This is a genomic window from Ruegeria sp. BB9, assembly GCF_056539345.1.
In genome coordinates this window covers 241,634-261,385 of record NZ_JBQFUU010000004.1, presented here as the reverse complement: position 1 = coordinate 261,385, position 19,752 = coordinate 241,634, and the positions used below count along the sequence as shown (strand labels likewise).

At 63.8% G+C, this 19,752-nt stretch carries 17 protein-coding genes; 13 read left to right on the top strand and 4 right to left on the bottom strand.

Annotated elements, in window-relative coordinates; all coding sequences use genetic code 11:
- Nucleotides 1-9: 9 nt before the first annotated feature.
- From pstC to phoB, 5 genes are read left to right on the top strand one after another with little or no spacing between them, the layout of a single operon-like run.
- Nucleotides 10-1,386 carry a phosphate ABC transporter permease subunit PstC gene (gene pstC, locus ACR0FC_RS15040; RefSeq protein WP_254437823.1) on the top strand — a complete coding sequence of 459 codons (1,377 nt, stop codon included), beginning with the start codon at nt 10-12 and terminating at the stop codon, nt 1,384-1,386.
- Nucleotides 1,387-1,397: 11 nt separating this feature from the next.
- Nucleotides 1,398-2,702, top strand: a complete 1,305-nt coding sequence (pstA, locus tag ACR0FC_RS15035) for a phosphate ABC transporter permease PstA (RefSeq protein WP_170341579.1) — start codon at nt 1,398-1,400, stop codon at nt 2,700-2,702.
- A gap of 19 nt (nt 2,703-2,721) precedes the next feature.
- Nucleotides 2,722-3,519 (top strand): phosphate ABC transporter ATP-binding protein PstB, encoded by a 798-nt coding sequence (pstB, locus tag ACR0FC_RS15030; protein ID WP_093963750.1) that lies wholly within the window; start codon nt 2,722-2,724, stop codon nt 3,517-3,519.
- The gene (gene phoU, locus ACR0FC_RS15025) at nt 3,516-4,244 is read left to right on the top strand and encodes a phosphate signaling complex protein PhoU (RefSeq protein WP_254432954.1); all 729 of its coding nucleotides are present in this window, start codon (nt 3,516-3,518) and stop codon (nt 4,242-4,244) included. Before pstB ends, phoU begins: the two co-directional genes overlap by 4 nt.
- Nucleotides 4,244-4,927 (top strand): phosphate regulon transcriptional regulator PhoB, encoded by a 684-nt coding sequence (gene phoB, locus ACR0FC_RS15020; protein WP_170341577.1) that lies wholly within the window; start codon nt 4,244-4,246, stop codon nt 4,925-4,927. The genes phoU and phoB overlap by 1 nt, the downstream gene beginning before the upstream one ends.
- Here phoB and ACR0FC_RS15015 read toward each other — a convergent pair.
- The 3 genes from ACR0FC_RS15015 to ACR0FC_RS15005 all read right to left on the bottom strand — a co-directional run bounded on the left by ACR0FC_RS15015 (nt 4,912) and on the right by ACR0FC_RS15005 (nt 8,403).
- Nucleotides 4,912-6,195 carry an O-antigen ligase domain-containing protein gene (locus ACR0FC_RS15015; RefSeq protein ID WP_170341576.1) on the bottom strand — a complete coding sequence of 428 codons (1,284 nt, stop codon included), beginning with the start codon at nt 6,193-6,195 and terminating at the stop codon, nt 4,912-4,914. The two genes, phoB and ACR0FC_RS15015, sit on opposite strands and share 16 nt — an antisense overlap.
- Complete coding sequence (locus ACR0FC_RS15010) at nt 6,192-7,673, bottom strand: GumC family protein (protein ID WP_170341574.1); 1,482 nt, start codon at nt 7,671-7,673, stop codon at nt 6,192-6,194. Before ACR0FC_RS15010 ends, ACR0FC_RS15015 begins: the two co-directional genes overlap by 4 nt.
- Nucleotides 7,674-7,788: 115 nt before the next feature.
- Entirely contained in the window at nt 7,789-8,403 is a 615-nt protein-coding gene (locus ACR0FC_RS15005) for a response regulator transcription factor (protein ID WP_170341572.1), read from the bottom strand.
- 253 nt (nt 8,404-8,656) lie between these two features.
- Here ACR0FC_RS15005 and ACR0FC_RS15000 point away from each other — a divergent pair, with 253 nt between their 5' ends.
- The 4 genes from ACR0FC_RS15000 (at nt 8,657) to ACR0FC_RS14985 (ending at nt 14,160) form a co-directional block, all read left to right on the top strand.
- On the top strand, nt 8,657-10,030 hold the full coding sequence (locus ACR0FC_RS15000) for a WecB/TagA/CpsF family glycosyltransferase (protein ID WP_170341570.1): 1,374 nt from the start codon (nt 8,657-8,659) through the stop codon (nt 10,028-10,030).
- 21 nt (nt 10,031-10,051) lie between these two features.
- Nucleotides 10,052-10,939 (top strand): UTP--glucose-1-phosphate uridylyltransferase, encoded by an 888-nt coding sequence (locus ACR0FC_RS14995; protein WP_170341569.1) that lies wholly within the window; start codon nt 10,052-10,054, stop codon nt 10,937-10,939.
- A gap of 100 nt (nt 10,940-11,039) precedes the next feature.
- Nucleotides 11,040-11,540 carry a putative pterin-binding protein gene (locus ACR0FC_RS14990; protein ID WP_254437822.1) on the top strand — a complete coding sequence of 167 codons (501 nt, stop codon included), beginning with the start codon at nt 11,040-11,042 and terminating at the stop codon, nt 11,538-11,540.
- 61 nt (nt 11,541-11,601) lie between these two features.
- Entirely contained in the window at nt 11,602-14,160 is a 2,559-nt protein-coding gene (locus ACR0FC_RS14985) for a hybrid sensor histidine kinase/response regulator (protein WP_170341567.1), read from the top strand.
- Here ACR0FC_RS14985 and ACR0FC_RS14980 read toward each other — a convergent pair.
- Nucleotides 14,150-15,379, bottom strand: coding sequence for a polysaccharide biosynthesis/export family protein (locus ACR0FC_RS14980; RefSeq protein WP_170341566.1), 1,230 nt, complete (start codon nt 15,377-15,379; stop codon nt 14,150-14,152). The two genes, ACR0FC_RS14985 and ACR0FC_RS14980, sit on opposite strands and share 11 nt — an antisense overlap.
- 195 nt (nt 15,380-15,574) lie before the next feature.
- Here ACR0FC_RS14980 and ACR0FC_RS14975 point away from each other — a divergent pair, with 195 nt between their 5' ends.
- The 4 genes from ACR0FC_RS14975 to ACR0FC_RS14960 are packed head-to-tail and all read left to right on the top strand — an operon-like array spanning nt 15,575 to nt 19,735.
- Nucleotides 15,575-16,813: an oligosaccharide flippase family protein gene (locus ACR0FC_RS14975; protein WP_170341564.1), complete on the top strand. Its 1,239-nt coding sequence runs from the start codon at nt 15,575-15,577 to the stop codon at nt 16,811-16,813.
- The gene (locus ACR0FC_RS14970) at nt 16,810-17,730 is read left to right on the top strand and encodes a glycosyltransferase family 2 protein (protein WP_170341562.1); all 921 of its coding nucleotides are present in this window, start codon (nt 16,810-16,812) and stop codon (nt 17,728-17,730) included. The genes ACR0FC_RS14975 and ACR0FC_RS14970 overlap by 4 nt, the downstream gene beginning before the upstream one ends.
- A 20-nt stretch (nt 17,731-17,750) precedes the next feature.
- Nucleotides 17,751-18,737 carry a glycosyltransferase family 2 protein gene (locus ACR0FC_RS14965; RefSeq protein WP_170341560.1) on the top strand — a complete coding sequence of 329 codons (987 nt, stop codon included), beginning with the start codon at nt 17,751-17,753 and terminating at the stop codon, nt 18,735-18,737.
- Nucleotides 18,738-18,751: 14 nt separating this feature from the next.
- Nucleotides 18,752-19,735, top strand: coding sequence for a glycosyltransferase family 4 protein (locus ACR0FC_RS14960; RefSeq protein ID WP_170341558.1), 984 nt, complete (start codon nt 18,752-18,754; stop codon nt 19,733-19,735).
- Nucleotides 19,736-19,752: the final 17 nt, after the last annotated feature.

Sequence of the window (19,752 nt, the reverse complement as noted above, 5' to 3'; positions counted from 1 at the left end):
GGGGGGCAGATGACTACTTTCGTGTTTGCGGCGCTGTTGGGCGTCAGTATCCTTGGATATTTGCTGAACAGACGGGCTGCGGCCGGTCTGCGCGCAGATGGGACGTCCCTGCACTCCCTGCCCGGCTATCACGGGCTGTTTTCTTTTCTGTCCACGCTGGTTCCAGTCTTTGTGCTGATCGTACTTTGGCTGATCTTGCAGGGGCCGGTGATCGACCATGTGGTCATGTCGGGCCTGCCTGCCGGCAGCCTTGACGGATTGGAAACTGGCGGGCGCCAGCTGGTGCTGGCCGAGATCAAGTCGATCTCGCGCGGTCAGATTTTCGGCGAGCCGGAACAGTGGAAGACGGACGCAGCCCAGCGGTATCTTGAACTGCATCAGATGTCGGGATGGGTTCTGCTGTCGATCGTTGTCATTCTGTCACTGGCCATCGTGGCATTTGCCCGGTCGCGTGTCGGCGTCGAATTCCGCGCCCGCCACAGTGTGGAACGCATCGTTTCCGGCCTAATGATTTTCTGCTCGACCGTCGCCATCTTTACGACCGTCGGCATCATTGCCGCGCTGCTGTTCGAATCCATCCGCTTTTTCGAGATGGTGCCAATCACCGAGTTCTTCTTCGGGCTGAACTGGGAACCGCAGATTCCTCTGCGCGAGGACCAGATTGCGGCCGAAGGTGCCTTTGGCTGGCTTCCGGTCATCCTCGGCACGATCGTCATTACCGTGGTCGCGTTGTTCCTGGCGGTGCCGGTGGGCCTGCTGTCGGCCATCTACCTGAACGAATTCGCGCCCGACCGCTTGCGGGCGGTGGCCAAGCCAGTGCTGGAGATTCTGGCCGGCGTGCCGACCGTGGTCTATGGCTTTTTCGCGATCCTGGTCGTGGCCCCGGCCATGCGCAGTTTCGGAGCCTCACTGGGCATTCCGGTTTCGCCCAACACGGCGCTGGCCGCAGGCAGCGTGATGGGCATCATGCTGATCCCGTTTATCTCGTCCTTTACCGACGACGCCCTGTCAGCCGTGCCGAAATCTCTGCGTGACGGAGCACTGGCGCTGGGTGCGACACGGGCCGAGACGGTTCTGAACGTGCTGTTCCCCGCCGCCATTCCCGGCATCGTCGGTGGCATCCTGTTGGCCGTCAGCCGCGCGATCGGGGAAACCATGATCGTTGTGATGGCGGCGGGCCTGATCGCCTCGCTGACCATCAACCCGCTGGACAGCGTGACCACGGTGACCGTGCAGATCGTCACGCTTCTGATCGGCGACACCTCGTTCGACAACCCCAAGACGCTGGCAGCCTTTGCCTTGGGCATGATGCTGTTCGTCGTCACCCTGATCATCAACGTCTTCGCGCTGCGCATCGTGCGCAAGTACCGCGAAGCCTATGACTGAGGCCAAGAATCATGGCTGACCTGACTGCAGGACAAAACAACTCGCCCAAAGGCGGAGACACCGCCGACGCCGTGCGCGCCGGCCTAGCCCGCCGCAACCGCAAGCAGAAGATACTGCAGGGCCTTGGCCTGGGCGCGATTGGGTTTGCATTTCTGATGCTGTTCATCCTGGTGGCCTCGCTGGTGTCATCCGGATACCAGGCGTTCACCCAGACCAAGATCACGCTCGAGGTCTATGTCGACCCCGAGGAGATCGAGCCCGAAAAGCTGCCGCGGGGCGGTTTCAAGGACGTGTTGCAAGCCTCGCTGTCCGAGTTGCTGCCCGAGGTGGACACCAGCGATCGGGCTACCCGAAAGGCCCTGTCAGGCATTCTGTCCAACGGAGCGCAGTTTGATCTGCGCGACCGGGTGGTGGCCGACCCTGCGCTGATTGGTCAGACCATCACGATGACCGTGCCGGTATCTGACCCGTATGACCAGCTGAACAAGGGCACCATCGACCGCGACACGCCCGAACAGAACCGCCGCTTGAACGATGCCGAGATTGCGTGGTTCGATCAGCTCAAGGCCGAAGGCGTGATCAGCAAGCCGCTGAACACCGGCCTGGTCACCAATGCCGACAGCCGGTTCCCCGAATTGGCGGGCCTGAAGGGTGCGCTGATCGGGTCGTTCTGGGCGCTGTTCGTGTGTTTCGTGATTTCCTTCCCGCTGGGCATCGGCGCGGCGATCTACCTTGAGGAATTCGCGCCCAAGAACAAGGTCAGTGACTTCATCGAGGTCAACATCAACAACCTGGCCGCGGTGCCGTCGGTCGTTTTCGGCCTGTTGGCGCTGGCGGTGTTCATCGGCTGGTTCGGGCTACCGCGCTCGGCCCCGTTCGTGGGTGGCATGACGCTGGCGCTGATGACCATGCCGACGATCATCATCGCCACCCGCGCGGCGCTGAAGGCCGTGCCGCCCTCGATCCGCGAGGCGGCCCTGGGCATCGGTGCGTCCAAGCACCAGGTGGTGTTCGGTCATGTGCTGCCGCTGGCGATGCCCGGCATCCTGACCGGTACGATCATCGGGCTGGCGCAGGCCTTGGGGGAAACTGCTCCGTTGCTGCTGATCGGGATGAACGCGTTCATCACCTCGGCCCCGGCTGGCCCGTTCGACAGTGCCACCGCCCTACCCACGCAGATCTTCATCTGGGCTGACAGCCCCGAGCGCGGCTTCGTCAGCCGGACCTCGGCCGCGATCCTGGTGCTGCTGGGGTTCCTGGTCACGATGAATGCAATCGCGATCTATCTTCGCAACAAATTCGAGCGCAGCTGGTAAGCGCAAAGGGGTCATCATGATGAACGACATGAGCAAGATCGAGCCGAGTACCGCCGTCGACGCCATCAAAATTCAGGCGAAGGGCGTCCAGGTCTTTTATGGCGACAACCAGGCAATCAAGGACGTATCGGTCGACATTCTCGACAAAACGGTAACCGCTTTCATCGGCCCGTCCGGATGCGGCAAGTCCACGTTCCTGCGCTGCCTGAACCGGATGAACGACACGATTGACGTCTGCCGGGTCGAAGGCGACATCCGGATCGACAACGAAGACATCTACGACAAACGGATCGACCCGGTGCAGCTGCGTGCGAAGGTGGGTATGGTGTTCCAAAAGCCGAACCCGTTCCCCAAGTCGATCTACGACAACGTAGCCTATGGTCCCCGGATCCACGGACTGGCCAGAACAAAAGCCGATCTGGATGAGATCGTTGAGAAATCCCTGCGCCGTGGCGCCATCTGGGATGAGGTGAAGGATCGCCTGCACGAGCCCGGCACCGGCTTGTCCGGTGGTCAGCAGCAGCGCCTTTGCATCGCGCGCGCGGTGGCCACTGAGCCCGAGGTCCTGTTGATGGACGAGCCGTGCTCGGCTTTGGATCCGATCGCGACCGCCCAGGTCGAGGAACTGATTGACGAGTTGAAGCTGAATTTCTCGGTGGTGATCGTCACGCACTCGATGCAGCAGGCGGCTCGAGTCAGCCAGAAAACCGCGTTCTTCCACCTCGGCAGCTTGGTGGAATACGGGGACACGGGGCACATCTTCACCAATCCCGAAGACCCGCGCACGGAATCCTACATCACCGGGAGAATCGGATGACCCAGGACGCCATGAAGGACAAGCACATCGTCCGATCTTTTGATCAGGAACTCGAATCCGTTCAGGCGCATCTGATGCGCATGGGTGGTTTGGTCGAGAGCTGCCTGTCGGACGCGATCCGGGCACTGTGCGACAAGGATGTCGAACTCGCCGCGCGCACCGTCAAGGCCGATCGCGCCATCGACGAGTTGGAAGAGATGGTCAAGAACGACAGCGCCAACATCATCGCACGGCGCGCTCCTACGGCCATCGACCTGCGCGTGGTCCTGGCGACCTTCACCATCGCCAACCAGCTCGAGCGCAGTGGGGACCATGCCAAAAACATCGCCAAGCGGGCCGTGACCCTGGCGGACTCCGCGAGTTTGGACGAAGTCAAATCGGCCATCGCGCGTCAGGCCCAGCTGGTGCAGAGCATGATTGCGGATGCCCTGGATTGCTTCATCCAGCGGGACGCGGACAGGGCCCAGGCCATCCGTGAACGTGACGCCGATGTGGATGCGATGTACAATAACGTGTTTCGCGCTCTGCTGACCCATATGATGGAGAACCCAGGCAATATCACCCCGGGCATGCATCTGCATTTCGTGGCCAAGAACCTCGAGCGGATCGGTGATCATGCCACCGGGATCGCCGAGCAGACCATCTATCTTGTCAGTGGGCAGTTGCCTGATGATGACCGCCCGCGCCTCGACAAGACACCGACGGAAACCACCGAGGTCCTGTGATGCCAACGCCATCGATCCTTGTCGTCGAAGATGAACCCGCACAGCGCGAGATCATCTGCTACAACCTCGAGGCCGAAGGCTTTGACGTGCGCCAGGCCGAAACCGGTGACGAGGCGCTGTTGCAGATCAAGGAAGTTCCGCCCGATCTGATCCTGCTGGACTGGATGCTGCCCGGCGTTTCCGGGATCGAGATTTGCCGCCAGCTGAAGATGACAGCCGCGACCCGTGCCATTCCGGTGATCATGCTCTCGGCAAAATCCGAAGAGGTCGACAAGGTGCGCGGGCTGGAAACCGGTGCCGACGACTATGTCACCAAGCCCTATTCGGTGATCGAGCTGATGGCCCGAGTCAAATCCCAGTTCCGGCGGACCCGCCCCGCAGCCGTAGGCGAGCGGTTGGAATACGATGACATCGTCCTGGATGCCGAGACGCACCGCGTGACCCGCGCGGACGAGGACATCAAGCTGGGCCCGACAGAGTTCCGGCTGCTGTCGACCTTCATGGAAAAGCCGGGCCGGGTCTGGAGTCGCGAACAATTGCTCGACCGGGTCTGGGGGCGCGACATCTACGTGGACACCCGGACCGTCGATGTGCATATCGGGCGTTTGCGAAAAGCTCTGACCGTGCGTGGAGGGGTTGACCCGATCCGCACCGTGCGCGGGGCCGGTTACGCGCTCGGCTGAGCCCTGGCCTCTGCCATTTCGCGCAGGTGACATCCCAGCATCAGCTGCGCGGGCCAGAGCAGATAGGCCTCGATCTCGATGTTTTCGCCGAAGGTCAGCAGCAGCAGGGTCATCAGCAGGCCCAGCGGCAGTCGGCCGCGCGCCGAGCGGACCGCGTCGGTGATCACCACGCCGAAATGCACGGCGAAGGGGACAAGAAACGCCACGAAGCCGGTGATGCCCTTGACGAACAGAAGGCCGTACCAGGTATGGTGGCTTCCGATGGGCATATACTCGACCAAATGCGCACCGGGCTGAACCGTTCCGTGACCAAAAAGCATCGCGTCGGACTGCCAGCGTTCATAGGCAATGCGTTGCAGGGTTTCGCGCACACGGGTGCTGTCGGCGCGGGCCGATTTGAAATTCTGCAGCGCCTGGTTGACCAGGTCGATCGCGGCGGCTCCCCACGCCGCGGACGCCGTTGCCACGGCCGACACCAGAAACCATCCGATGCTGCGCGCCACCAACGGCAAAAGGCGCGGCCCCAGCGTGCAGGCCACCAACCCGACCAGCCCCATGCGGGATTTCGACGCCAGGATCATCACAATGCCTGCGCTCAGACCGACGGCCATCCATCCCCGGTGCCGCTCTTCGAGCGCGAACAGGACCATGCATACCCCCAGCAGGGCGGCAAATGGCGACCAGGGCGCGAAGAACTGCCACCGGGGCGTCCAACTGGCCGGATCGATCGTGTAGAGATAGACTGAGAAATACTCGGGCCCCGGCCCACCTACCGCCTTGAGCGGTGAGGTGAAGATCTGGCTGGGCAGGCCCAGATAAGGTGCCGCCAACAGCGGGGGCGCAAGGCACAGGGTCCACAGCCCCAGTCTGCACTGGCCCCGCACCAGAACCTCGCGCCGGATCGGCAGCACGGCCCCGGCAAGAATGAACAATGGAATAAGCGCCCAGCCCTTGGCCCAGCCGATCGAAGACTTGATGGTTTTACCCAGCCCCAGCCCCCAATCCAGATGGCCGGCCCACAGTGCAAACAGCATCAACAGCATGCCGGCCATCCATAGCCAAACCAGCGCCGGAACCGGCCCGGTGGCCCGCAGGTCCGGACGGATCGTCGGCCCCAGATACAAGGCCAGCGCCGCCAACCCCGCCAGGGACCATCCCAGTACCGGCCCGACGACATAGAGCGCGCCGATGGCATAGAACGGCCATGTCCAGACCAGCGCGCGCCAGACAAGCCGCTCGGCCGGGTTCTGCGGCTCGGCCTGGGTCATGCCTTGTTCTCGCCTGTGTCTTTCAGCAGCCGCGAGATCAGCGGGTTGCGGACCCATGCCAGCGTCAGCCCGATCAAAAGCATCAATGTGGCGGCAATCCCGGCCGCGATCGATAGCTTCTTGTTGGGTGAAGACGGCCGTTCCGGCAGCGACGGATTTTCCAGCACCTGGATCAGCGGGTACGAGGCATAGACATCGGTCTTTTTCGATTCCGACCGGGCGATGGCCGAAGCAAAGACGGCTTCGGCCACGGCAAAATCCCTTTGACGGTCTTCGAGTTCGGCGGCCACCGGCGCCAGCGCGGACAGGCGCGCAGTTTCGGCCGCGACCTGTGCGGCAAGGGTTTTTACATGCTTCTCCTGCCCCGCGCGCAGGGCGTTTTCGCGGACAAGCTCGCTCAGCAACTGCGCACGCTCTCCCTCGGGGGCGCGGTCCAGACCCGAGAGCTGATCGACCGACAGGCCGGTCACCTCGGCCGCGCGTTGGACGGCAACCTTCCGTGCGCCTTCATATTCGTCCCGCACTGCGCGATAGACCGGATGGCGCGGCCCGTAATTGGCATCGGCCTGCGCCAGCTTGGCCGCGCCGGCCGAAACATCCTTGAGCAATGACATGTATTGCGCGTCGGCGTACAGCTTCAGCGTGACCGCGGCGGCATCCGGCGGCAGATCAAGCGCGACCTCAAGCGCCGCGACCCGCTCGGCCTGCCGGGCCAGCGTGCTTTCCTCGGCCCGCAGCGTTTGGCGCGCGCGGTCATTCGCGGCCACCTGCTCACGGTATTGGGCGGCCGAGAGCAGCCCACTCTGCCGCCGCAACTGCTCGATCGCAGCGCGGGTTTCACGAACCGAGCGCTGATAGGCGTCGATTGCGCCGCTGTTGCTGGCCTCGCGCGTGGCGATCTCGTCCGCGCGCAGGGCGTCGATCTCGGCAAAGAACGCAGCGACAAGGGCATCGCCGTGGCGTTGCGCGTCCCCCGGGCTGGCGGCCTCCATTTCGACATGGATCAAGCTGGTCTGGTCCACCAGGCGGATGCGCGGCTTGCCGAACGCATCGCGCTCAGCCCCGACGGCGCGTGCGGCCGCATCCAGAATGCGATCGGCCGATAACAGCCGCTTGTAGGTTTCGGTGGGGCTGATCGACCCGTTGGCAAAGGCCGAATTGGCGTAGGACGAGGCCTGCCCGATATTGGCCAGATTGACCGTGGCCGACGCGCCCGATCCCGGCAGGATCAACGAGGCGTGGGATGCGTATTTGACCGGCGCGGTTGCCAGATACCCGCTGATCGGAGCCCAAATGCAGCTGGACCCCAAAAGAAACAACGCAACGTATCGCGGCAGCCGTCCCGCATCGGTCAGCCGCCCGCCCTTGAGAACGCGCCGCCAGCCCAGCGACCGGATGTCAGTGCGGCTGATGCGCGCCCAGTCCCAGGGGCGGTTTGGCGCAAGCGTTTGTTGGTTGTCGGAAATCTGGTTCGGCATATCAAATCCTCTCTTACAGGAATGATATACCGGGGCGGCTTGGGCTGTCCGCTGCGCAAGGGGTTAGGCCGGGGCGGGTTGGGACAGGCCCCCTATCCGAAAGGATGGGCGCTGGTCAGAACAGGCCCGCCTCGCGCGCGGCCATCGCGGCCTGGGTACGGTTGCTGACACCCACTTTGCGGTACAGCGTTTTCACATGCAGCTTGATCGTGGGCTCGGACAGGTCCAGATCGCGGGCGATCTCCTTGTTCGACTTGCCCTCGGTCAGACCCTTGAGGACCTGGCGCTCGCGCTCGGTCAGTTTTTTGGCCATCGGGTGGGTGTCGTTCGGCTGCTCGGCGCTCATGAATCCGACGGGCAGATATTGCTCGCCCATGGCCATGAAACGGATGGCGTTCACCAGAGACTTGGCCGGCAGGGTCTTGGGCACGAACCCGGCTGCCCCCAGCTCGAGCGCACGTTCAGCCAGATCGCGCGAGGCATCGCCGGTGAACAGCGCCACATGCCGCGCGCGATCCATGCCAATGCAGGTTTCCAACCCGCTCAGCCCGTTCATGCCTGGCATGTTGAGGTCCAGCAGAACCAGATCAAACGGACCGTCGGATTCGATCTTGGCCCTTGCGGTTGCAAAATCCGGCGCGGTGGTGGGTTCGATCCCGCCTGCGGCCTCGATGAAGGCGACGAGCGTGTCCAGAACCAGTTCGTGATCGTCGGCGATAAGAACTTTCATCAATGAACTCCATGTGCCTCCACCCAGACCTGAAAAGGTTAGTAAACCATTGATGATCGGCGGTGAAGACTACCGAACGGACAGGCAGATACCCGATCGGATAGGAGCAACTGGCCGGATTTCCTTGCGGTGCCGCATCCAGGCCGCGTCAGTCAGCCTATTTCTCCGCGCGCTCTCCCGATGCTCGTCTGTTGCGGCGCCGGCACAGCGGGCAGGTTCAGGGCAAGAGTTCAGTTCATGTTCGGAGAGTTCCATGCACTTTCAAGCCGCACACGCCCTATTCGACGGCGCACACACCACGCCCGGCACCGCGCTGCCAATCACCGAAATCCTCGGGCAGCCGGTGGTGAATGCAGAATCCGGTCCGGTCATCACCACGCTTTTGGATGGTCACCGCCGGACCGTCTTTTTCCTGAACGCACATTGCGCAAATGTCCGGGCAAAGAATGACCAATATCGAGCAGCCCTGACGCAAGCCGACTTCGTCCTGCCCGACGGGATCGGGGTCGAGCTTGCCGCCGCGATGCAGGGCGAACACCTGACCGAGAACCTGAACGGAACCGACTTTGTCCCGCGCCTGGTCCGGCGCGCGGCCAAGCTGGGCCAGTCGGTCTATCTGCTGGGCGGAACGCCCGGCACCGCACAGGCCGCAGCAGCGCGCCTGCAAGACATGGCACCCGGCCTGAGGATTGCCGGTTCACGCGACGGGTTTGGTGGCATCGAACGCACGGACGAAGCCCTGGACGAGATCAACCAATCCGGCGCAGATATCCTGCTGGTGGCCATGGGCGTTCCGCTGCAAGAACTGTGGATTACGCGGCACCGTGCCCGGCTGAACCCGAATCTGGTTCTGGGTGTCGGCGCGTTGTTCGACTTTCTGGCGGGCAACGTCCGGCGGGCACCCGGGATCGTGCGGCGGGTCCGGATGGAATGGGCGTGGCGGTTGGCGATGGAGCCGCGCCGCATGGCCCGCCGCTATCTGATCGGAAATTTCGAATTTCTGGGACGGTGCGTCGCCCAGGCTCTTGGCGGGCTGACGCCCAGCCGTAGTCTTGACCTGACCTTCGCGCTGGGGGCCATGACGGTTCTGGCCCTGCCGATGCTGGCCATTGCCGCCCTTGTCCGGCTGGACAGCCGCGGCCCGGCCCTGTTCCGGCAGACACGGGTGGGCAGGAACGGGGTGCCTTTCACCGTCTACAAGTTCCGCTCGATGACCACCGACGCCGAAGCGCAAAGGGCCAGCCTGCTGGCGCAGTCCGACCGCGCAGGCGTGTGCTTCAAGGCACGCCACGATCCGCGTGTCACGCGGGTGGGCAAGGTTCTGCGCCGCTTTTCGCTGGATGAGCTGCCGCAGATCCTCAACGTGTTGAAGGGCGATATGTCGATCGTCGGACCGCGCCCTGCCCTGCCCGAGGAGGTCGCCAAATACCCGCCCCGCGCGCTTGAACGCATGGCCGTCCGCCCCGGGATCACCGGCCTGTGGCAGGTGTCGGGCCGGGCCGCCATCGACTTTGACCGGATGATCGACCTGGACACGGCATATGTGCGGTCCCGTTCGGCCCTTCTGGATCTGATGCTGATTGCCATGACCGTGCGGGCCGTCGTGTCCGGCCGCGGCGCCTACTGAGAAAACCCAAGGAGAATTGTTATGACCAAGATTCGCAAAGCCGTCTTTCCCGTCGCCGGACTGGGCACAAGGTTTCTGCCCGCAACCAAGACCGTGGCCAAGGAAATGCTGCCCCTGATCGACCGCCCTCTGATCCAATATGCCGTCGACGAGGCGCGCGCGGCCGGGATCGAAGAATTCATCTTCATCACGTCACCCGAGAAAACCGCGCTTGAGGCCTATTTCGGGCGGAATACGGCGCTTGAACGCAAGTTGAAGGATGGTGGCAAGACCGAGCTCTTGAACAACCTGCGCTGCGCCGATCTGGAGGATGGCAAATACTGCTTTGTCCGGCAGGATGCGCCCCGTGGATTGGGCCATGCCGTGTCGCTGGCGCGCGAGTGCGTGGGCAATGAGCCGTTTGCGGTGATCCTGCCCGATGACGTCATCAGCGCCCGACGCCCGGCTCTGTCACAGATGGTCCAAAGCTATTGTGACCAAAGCGGCCACATGGTTGCGACCCAATCCGTGCCGTCCGACAGGATCGAGTCCTACGGGGTGGTCGATATCGCCCTGCAGGCCGGGCGTGTGCAAAAGCTGCGCGGCCTGGTCGAAAAGCCCAGCCCCGAGCAGGCGCCATCGAACTACGGCATCGTCGGGCGGTATATCCTGCAGCCATCGATCTTTGATCGTCTGGCCGGCCAGGCACCGGGTGCGGGAAATGAAATCCAGCTGACCGACGCCATCGCTGCGGATATCGAAACCGCTGGCTGCTCGGGCTACGCCTTCGCGGGTGAACGCTTCGACTGCGGCTCAGTCGCCGGGTACCTTGAGGCCACCGCGGTTTTTGCCCTGCAGCGGTCAGAGCTGCGCGAAGGGTTTGAGCGGATCATGGCACAGCGCATGGGCCACCTGCGCCCGGCCGCGTAACGGCGGGCACCTATCCGTTCGGATAGGTGCTTATCCTGATGCCCGTCTGTTGCCCGGTCACGCTTTCTGATCTTGTGCAATTGGACACGAGGAGAATGACATGCGGATTTTACTTGCAGCCTTGGCAATGGTTCTGACCTTGGGCCAGGCACAGGCCCAGGATCTGGCCGAACCCACCGGAGAGGTGGTTCTGACGATCACCGGCAACCTGACCCAGCCCGGAGCCGAAGGTGGAGCGCGGTTCGACATGGACATGTTGAAAGCCTTGCCCGCACGGACATTTGCGACCTCGACGATCTGGACCGAAGGTGAAAACACCTTTGTCGGCGTGCCCTTGTCGGTGGTGCTGGAGGCAGTCGGTGCAGATGGCAGCATTATCCGCGCCACGGCGATCAACGACTATGCGGTTGAAATCCCGATGGACTCGGTCACCGAAAGCGACCCGATCGTGGCCTATGAAATGAACGGTGCCGAGATGTCACGCCGGCAGAAGGGCCCGCTGTGGATCGTCTACCCCTATGACAGCGACCCGAAATACCAGACCGAGGTGACCTATTCGCGCAGCATCTGGCAACTCGATCGTCTCGAGGTCGTTAAATAGCTTGCAACCGGAATGAGTGAAGTAATGAGTAAAGCGCAGTGAACAATCGATGAGGCTCGGATTGAGCGATACCGATACGCAGGTTTTGCGCCGCCGATGGGTCTTCGGACTCATCGGCTTCGGCGTTTTGTTGGGTCTGGTCACGGTGGCGTGGCTGTCGGCGCAGGTGTTTACCGATTTCAACGACCGGCGAGCGGCACCTTCGGACAATGTCCAATGGACGCTGTCGCAGGTTGAGGTCGACTATCTGTCCTACCTGAATGCTCTGGAAACCGCGTCGGCGGCACAGGACGCGGAAAATGGCACGTTGGATCTGGTGCGCCGGCGGTTCGATCTGTTTTACAGCCGTGTCGATACGCTGGCCCAATCCCGCGTGTTCCAGCCTTTGCGCCAGGATGACCGGTTCCGCCTGCCGTTGGAGCGGGTGACCCGGCACCTGAACGCCGCGATCCCCTTGATCGACGCGCCGGATGGGGAGCTGTCCGAAGAACTGGACGATCTGAAACGCGCCGCCCTTGAGATCGGCCCGCATGTCCGCACGTTGGCTGTTTCGGGCATCTCGTATTTTGCCACCGAGTCGGACCAGCAGCGCATCCAGACGGCGGCAAACTTGCTGCGATTGGCGATTCTGTCGGGGGCCTTGCTTCTGACCCTGGGCGCCGTCAGCGCCTATCTTCTGGTTGTCAACCGGCGCGCCACGCGCCGCGGCCGGGCGCTGCGGCAGGCGAATGAACGGATGAACACGATCCTCTCAACTTCGTTGGACGGAGTGATCGTGGTCGATGCCAAGGGCGACGTGATCGAGTTCAACCCAGCTGCCGAGGCAATATTCGGCTATACGGCGGATCAGGCCCGGGGTCGCGCGATCGGTGACCTGATCGTGCCGCCGCATCTGCGTGAGGCACATAGCGCCGGCATGGTGCGCATGCAGTCTGGCGGAGAACGTCATGTCGTCGGCAAAGGCCGTGTCCAGTTGGAGGCGATGCGCGCGGATGGCGAGCAGTTCCCGGTCGAACTTGCGCTGCAATCGGCCCGGGCAGGCGATCAGGAAATCGTCATCGGCTTTGTCCGTGACATCTCGCAGCGGGTTGCCGCCCAGCAGGAATTGATCAGCACTCGTGACCGCGCCTTGGCCGGCGAGAAGGCCAAGGCCGATTTCCTGACCGTGATGAGCCACGAAATCCGCACGCCGCTGAACGGGTTGCTGGGCAACCTCACGCTGCTGAAAAACACCCGCACCACCCGCGAACAGGCGCGGTTCGTCGAGAACATGGAAATCTCGGGCCAGATCCTCCTGAGCCACGTCGACACCGTTCTGGACATCGCCCGGTTTGAGGCCGGGAAACTGTCGGTGCCGTTGCAGCCCTCGAACCTGAACGACATCCTGCAAGAGATTGTGGACGGTCAAAGCGGCAACGCTGCCTCGCGTGGGAACTCCATCTCGTGGCAATGGGTGGGCGAGGCGCGCCCCTGTGTTGCCGCCGATGCCCAAAGGTTGCGGCAGATTCTTCTGAACCTTGTGGGCAATGCCATCAAGTTCACCGAAAACGGCCGGATCTCGATCGAGGTCGAAGTAACCGAGCCTGGCCCAACGGCCGGCGTCAACATCTTTGAATTCCGCATCATCGACACGGGTATCGGTATCGGCCCTGATGAGGTCGACGTCATCTTTGACGATTTTCACACCAGCGATCCAAGCATCGGTCGGGCCGCCGGCGGCACCGGTCTGGGCCTGGGCATCGCACGTCGGTTTGCTCGGGCCATGGGCGGCGAGATCGGCGTTGAAAGCACACCCGGCGAGGGCAGTGTATTCTGGGTTCGTCTGCCGCTGCAGGACGCCGAATTGGACGCCAACGTTGACAGCGACCAGCCAGAGGTTCAGCACGCACAGCCGTTGGACGTGCTGGTGGTCGAAGACAACGAGATCAACCGCGAGGTGATCTGCAACATGCTGAAACTGGACGGTCACCGGGTGACGGTTGCCGAGAACGGCCAACTGGGCGTGGACGCGGCGGCTGCGCATCGGTTCGACGTGATCCTGATGGATATCAGCATGCCGGTCATGGACGGTCCGACGGCCACGCGCCACATCCGCAGCGGGGGCGGGCCTTCGGCAGAGATACCGATCATTGCCGTTTCGGCCAACGTGCTGCCTGATGCGGTCGACGCGTTCCGCGCCGCCGGTATGACCGCCTTTGTCGGCAAGCCGATTGCCCTGGATGCCTTGCGCAAGGCCTTGTCGGTGGTCACCAACCTCGGAGCTTCGACCCGGTCCGAGGACGAAACGGATCATATCGGAGATCTGCGCGTCAGCCTCGGCGCCGACGTCTTTGACCGGTTGCTTGGCAAGTACCTGTCCGAAGGGGATGCCGTCGTCGCTCAGCTTGCCCAGTTGGAGGCCGGTGAAGCCGATCTGGACCAGGTCGCGCAGGAGTGTCACAGGCTGGCGGGAAGTGCGGCGACCTTTGGTGCGATGGGGTTCCGCGATGCGCTGATTGCGATCGAGATGGCCGCAAAATCAGCAGAACGTCAGCAGGTCGCCCTTCTGTTGAACGGTCTGCCCGAGGTTTGGGAGCGGGCAAAGGCTGTGTTGCCCGCCCCCGGTGCGATTAAGGGATGAGCAGCGCGGCGGCCCCGACGATGCCCAGCGACCGGGCGATTTCGGTCACTCCGGTGACCTTGCTGTCGTAACAGGCCACGGCATCACCCGGCAGAACATAGGGGTCGAAGTCGTCACGGTCTCCGCGCCGCAGCAGCTTTTCGATATTGCGCTCGATCACGACCGAGGACCCGGTCACTGGGTTGCGCGTGAACAACACTGCGCTGCGGTTGGCGTTTGTCGTCTTCGACCCGCCGACGCAGTTGCTGTCGACCACGGCCTGCAGGAAACGGGTGCCATAAGGCACTTCACGCACGTCGCGCCCGATGGCGGATTCTGCATTGCCCGCGGCCGGTTGGGTCAGGTTCGACATGTATAGCGTCACGCCGGGCGGGCTGATCGGGCTGGGGCGCATCAGCGCGTCCTGGAAGCAGCCGCGGCTGTTGACCACGATCTGGTCGCCGGTCAGCAGCATGATGTCGGTCGGGTCCGATCCTTCGAACACGCCGCGCAGATCCATGCGATAGATGCGCCCCTGGCGGTGCAGCTCGACCGCTGACAGATCGGCATCCGGCCGCACCCCGCCCGCGGCCCGCAGCGCCACCGACAGGTTGCGCCCCTCGGTCGAGGCCCCCAGCGCGCCTTGGCGCCGACGGTCGAGGGAATCGCCCGGAACACCGCCGATCTCGACCGAGTGCGGCTCGAACACCGCGCCGCGCACACCCACTGTCACCGAGGCGAAATCGCTGACCCGCACGGTCACGCGGGGTTCGGCGTCATAGAACTGGGCCGCAACCAGAACGCGGGCCACCTCTTGTTCGACTTGCTCGGTGGTGCGGCCCTGGGCGCGCACGGGCGGCAGGTAGGGCAGCTTGAGGTCTCCGTCACGCGAAACGACATAAGCGTCGCTCAGCAGGTCGTCCCCTTCGATGGTGATCTGGACCATGTCGTTGCGCGACAGTTTCTCGCCCAGCAAGGGGCTGAGTCCCGGTTGCGACCATTTCGCATAGGCATTTGCGCCCTGATCGCCGGCCTGCGGCATGCAGGTCTGGCCGTTCATCGCGGCGGCCTGCAGCAATGGCGTGACGCCCCCCCGACGTTCGGGTTCGCGGTATTGCGCCTGATAGCTTTCGCCGCGTGATACGGCTTCGATGTTGCGCGGGGTCTGCATGCTGCTGCACCCCAGCAGGGTCGAGGCGCTGACGGCCGTAATAAGGAAGGTCTTGAAATTCATGGTCATTTTCATCTCCTGATCTGTCACAGAAGATAAACCCTGCCGCGCGGCCTGCGTCAGCCCGGCATCGGTATGGCGGCTTGTCCCATTCGGATAGGTCCCTCTCCGAACGGTCCCCTGCCCCGTCCGACCGCGTCCGGGACACAGGCCTTGGCCACCCGTACAACAGATCCAACAACTGTTTTTCGGGATCACGGCGTCATGACGCACAGTTTTGCACAATCCGGTTTTCTGCGGCACCTGTTGGCCTACACCGTCTCCGAAGTGGCGGCCAAGGCGTCGCGCCTGGTCGTCGTGGTGGCCGTTGCCCGTACCCTCAGCCCCGAAGCGATCGGTCTGGCCGCAGCGGCTCTGGCGGCGGGCGACATTCTCAAGGCGCTGACCGAGAACGGGGTGAACCAGCGTATCATTCAAGCCCCGTCCGAGGAACTGGCACAGCGGTGCAACACGGCGCACCGCATCTTCTGGGTCTGGTGCTCGGGGCTGTGCCTGCTGCAACTGGCGGTCGCAGCGGCACTGTTCGTCATGGGCCACGCAATGCTGGCGATGCTGCTGGCGGTGCTGGCCGGGGAATACCTGTTCATGCCGGCGGGCCTGGTTCAGGCCGCACTGGCGATGCGCGAGGGCAAGCTGCAGCAGACCGCCGCGATCGCGGGCGGGCAAGTCGTGGGGGCCAATGCCCTGACGGCGCTGCTGGCGGTGGTCTGGGCCTCGCCTCTGGCATTGGTTCTGCCGCGCCTGCTGACTGCACCTGTCTGGCTTGTGTTGATGCGCCGCCTGCGTCGGTGGTCGCCGGATCGTCGTGCCGGGTTTGCAGCCTTGAAACCGTTCGTGGGCTATGGCTGGGCCGTTCTGGGCGTGGAACTGGTCAAGGTTCTGCGCCTGCAGGCCGACAAGCTGGTGGTGGGCGCCATGCTGGGCGCCGAGGCGCTTGGTATCTATTTCATGGCTTTCAATGCGGGGCTTGGGCTGGCCACTTCGTTCACGCAAGCCTTCTCGGTCGTTCTGTTCCCGCATCTGTGCGCGGCCGAGGACAAGCATGGGGCGCTGCGCCACGGGCTGGGCCTGTCGCTGCTGATCCTGACGCCGCTGGTTTTGCTGCAGGCGGCATTGGCCCCGGTCTATGTGCCGCTGCTTCTGGGACAGGGCTGGGCCGAGATCGCCCCGGTGGTGTCGGTTCTGTGCCTGGCGGCCCTGCCGACGGTGATCTGGTCGGCGGTCGCCGGATGGCTGCGGTCGGAAAACCGCCCCGTCACGGAATTGCGGGTCAGCACGGTTCTGGCCGTGGGCCTGATCGCGAATACCGCCCTGATGGCGCCGCTGGGCCTGATGCCCGTCGCCGTCGGGTATGTCTGCACCTGCACCGCCATCATGCTGGCCGCATCCTGGGCGCTGCTGCCGCGGGGTTCTGCAATCACTCAGGAGGCGCGCGCCCAATGACCCGGTTTTCCATCATCGTTCCCTTCCACAATGACGCGGCAACCATTGTCGCCACCCTGAACAGCCTACTTGGGCAGAGCTTTTCGGATTTCGAACTCATCTGCGTGGGCGACAAGCCCTCGCGCCAGACGACCGAAGTTGTCCGGCAATTCTGCGCGCGGGACACCCGGGTGCGGGTTGAGGCCAATCCTAATCGCGGTCCCAGCTCTGCGCGCAACCACGGTGCGGCAGTGGCCTCGGGCGACATCCTCGCGTTCTGCGACGCGGATGACCTGTGGGTCACCCACAAGCTGGCCCAACTGGACCGGTTGTTTGCGGATACCAGCATTGATGCGTCCTTTGGCCAGATCGGGTTCTTTTCCGAAACCCCCGGCGATTGTCCGACGCGCTCGACGGTTCCCACCGATCCCCTGACCATTCCGGACCTGCTGGCGGAAAATGCGGTGTGCACGATGTCGAACCTTGCAGTGCGCCGCCAGGTGTTCGCTGCTGTCGGCGGGCTGAACCCGGCTGCGGTCCACAACGAAGATCTTGAGCTGTTGATCCGCTTGGCGGGCGAAGGCCACGTGATCATCGGGGTTGACCGCCTGCAGGTCTGGTACCGGACCAGCGGCAGCGGCCTGTCTTCGGACCTCGAGGCGATGCGGGCCGGGCGCGCTCGGGCGGTTGCAACGGCGGCCCGCTACGGCGTTGCACCGTCGCGCGCATCCGAGGCGATCTACATGCGGTATCTGGCCCGGCGCGCACTTCGTCTGGGCGCGGAACCGTCGATGGCCCGCGCTTATGCCCGCGCCGGTCTGGCGCTGAGCGCGCGCAGCTTTCTCAACCCAATCCGCCGCGGTGTGCCCACTGCACTTGGCGCGGCACTGGCCCCTGCCCTGCCCCGCCCGATCCGTCAGGCGCTGTTTGCCCGCTGATTCCAACCAGGAGACCAAAAATGCCCGAGGCATCCATCATCGTTCCCGCCTACAACACCGCCGCGACCATGACCGAGACTCTGGCCTCGCTTCTGTCGCAGACCCATGATGATTTCGAAATCATCATCGTGGATGACGGCTCGCAGGACGAAACCCCCGCCATTGCCCGCGCCCATGCGACCGACCCCAAAGTGCGGGTGATCCGGCAGGAAAACCGCGGCCTCGCCGGGGCGCGCAATACTGGCATCGCGGCCGCGCGGGGAGAGTTCGTCGGCTTCTGCGACGCCGACGACTTGTGGCTGCCGGAAAAGCTGGCCACCCATGTGCGTCACCTGCAGGCCGAACCCGACCTTGCGATCAGCTATTCCGGCAGTGCCATGATCGACGAGGGTGGTCGGCTGATGCGCGTCCGCCAGTCGCCGCGCCTGCGGGACGTGACGGCGGCACATGTCCTGAAACGCAACCCGATCGGCAATGGGTCGGCAGCGGTAGCGCGCAAATCGGCCTTGCTGGATCTGGCCTACCGCCCAGCGTTCGAGACCAAGCGCGACTGGGTCTTTGACGAAACCTTTCGCCAGTCCGAGGACATCGAATGCTGGCTGCGGCTGATGCTGACGACGGATTGGCAGATCGCAGGCGTGCCGGGGCTGCTGACCCGCTACCGGATCCATGCGACCGGCCTGTCGGCGGCCTTGGACCGTCAGTTGCAGGCGTGGGAGCGGATGGTCGACAAGCTGCGTCCACTGAACCCTGAATTCTTTGCCCGGCACGAGGCGGCGGCGCGCGCCTATCAGCTGCGCTATCTTGCGCGCCGCGCGGTCAGCAATCTGGATGCGCACAAGGCTTGGGAGCTTGCGCAGCGGTCGATTTCAACCAGCGCCCGGCCCCTGATCGAAGAACCCGCAAAAACGTTGACCACCATCATCGCAGCCGCAGCCCTGCGCGCGGTCGGGCCGGCGCCTGTTGTTCAAGCCGGTCGCCTCATGCGCCGCCAGACTTCCATCTGAACCGAGGTTTCCAAATGTCCAAGATCACCGTTCTTCACCTTGTTGATGACACCACGACCGGTGGGGTCATGCGTATGCTCGACCATCTTGCGCAGCTGCCCGAACTGGCCGACGAAGTCCACCAAGAGGTTCGCCCGGTCAAGCGGACCGCCTTCAGCTGGGGCAGTTTCCAAGCCGATGTCATCGTGTGCCACATTGCCCCCGGCTGGCGCTGCCTGCCGGCCTTCTCGGCCTTGCGGGCGATGCATCCCACCACGCGGTTGGTTCATGTCGAACACAGCTATACCCGGTCTTTCACCGCCTTGAACGTGCCGCACAAGCGGCGGTTCTTTGCGATGCTGCGCGTGACCTATTCGTTGTTCGATCAGGTCATCGCCGTCAGCAAGGCGCAGGCCGGCTGGATGGCCGACCGGCGGTTGACCCCCGCATCCAAGCTGAGCGTGATCTCGCCCCAGGTCGACCTGAGCGCGGTTGCCCGCGCAGCCGGGCCGGTCGAGGCGGCCCGGGTCATCGGTGCGATCGGACGGCTCGAGCCGCAGAAAGGTTTCGATCTGCTGATCGAAGGGTTTCGCATGTGCCCCAACCCCGATGCACGGCTTGTGATCTTTGGCGAAGGCAGCCAGCGCGACCGCCTTGCAGCCTTGGCCGCAGGCGACCGGCGGATCGAGTTTCGGGGCCACGCCGACGACCCGGCCGAGGCCTACCGGGCCGTGGACGTGGTGGCGATGCCCTCGCGGTGGGAGGCCTACGGGCTGGTGGCGGATGAGGCGCGCGCGGCGCGGCGTCCGGTCATCGTCAGCATGGTCGACGGTCTGCGTGACCGGATCGGGGCAAGCGGCGTGATCCCGTGCGGGTCCGATCCCAAGGCGTGGCGCAAATCGATCGAGGCAGTTCTGGCGGGCACGCCTCCGGTGGTTCCCGCCCTGGCACCCAAGGCTGATAGATCCCGCTATGCACAGCGGTGGCAGCAGGTGTTCGATCCGGCCAAACGGTTGTGAGGGCGGCGTGGTGACGG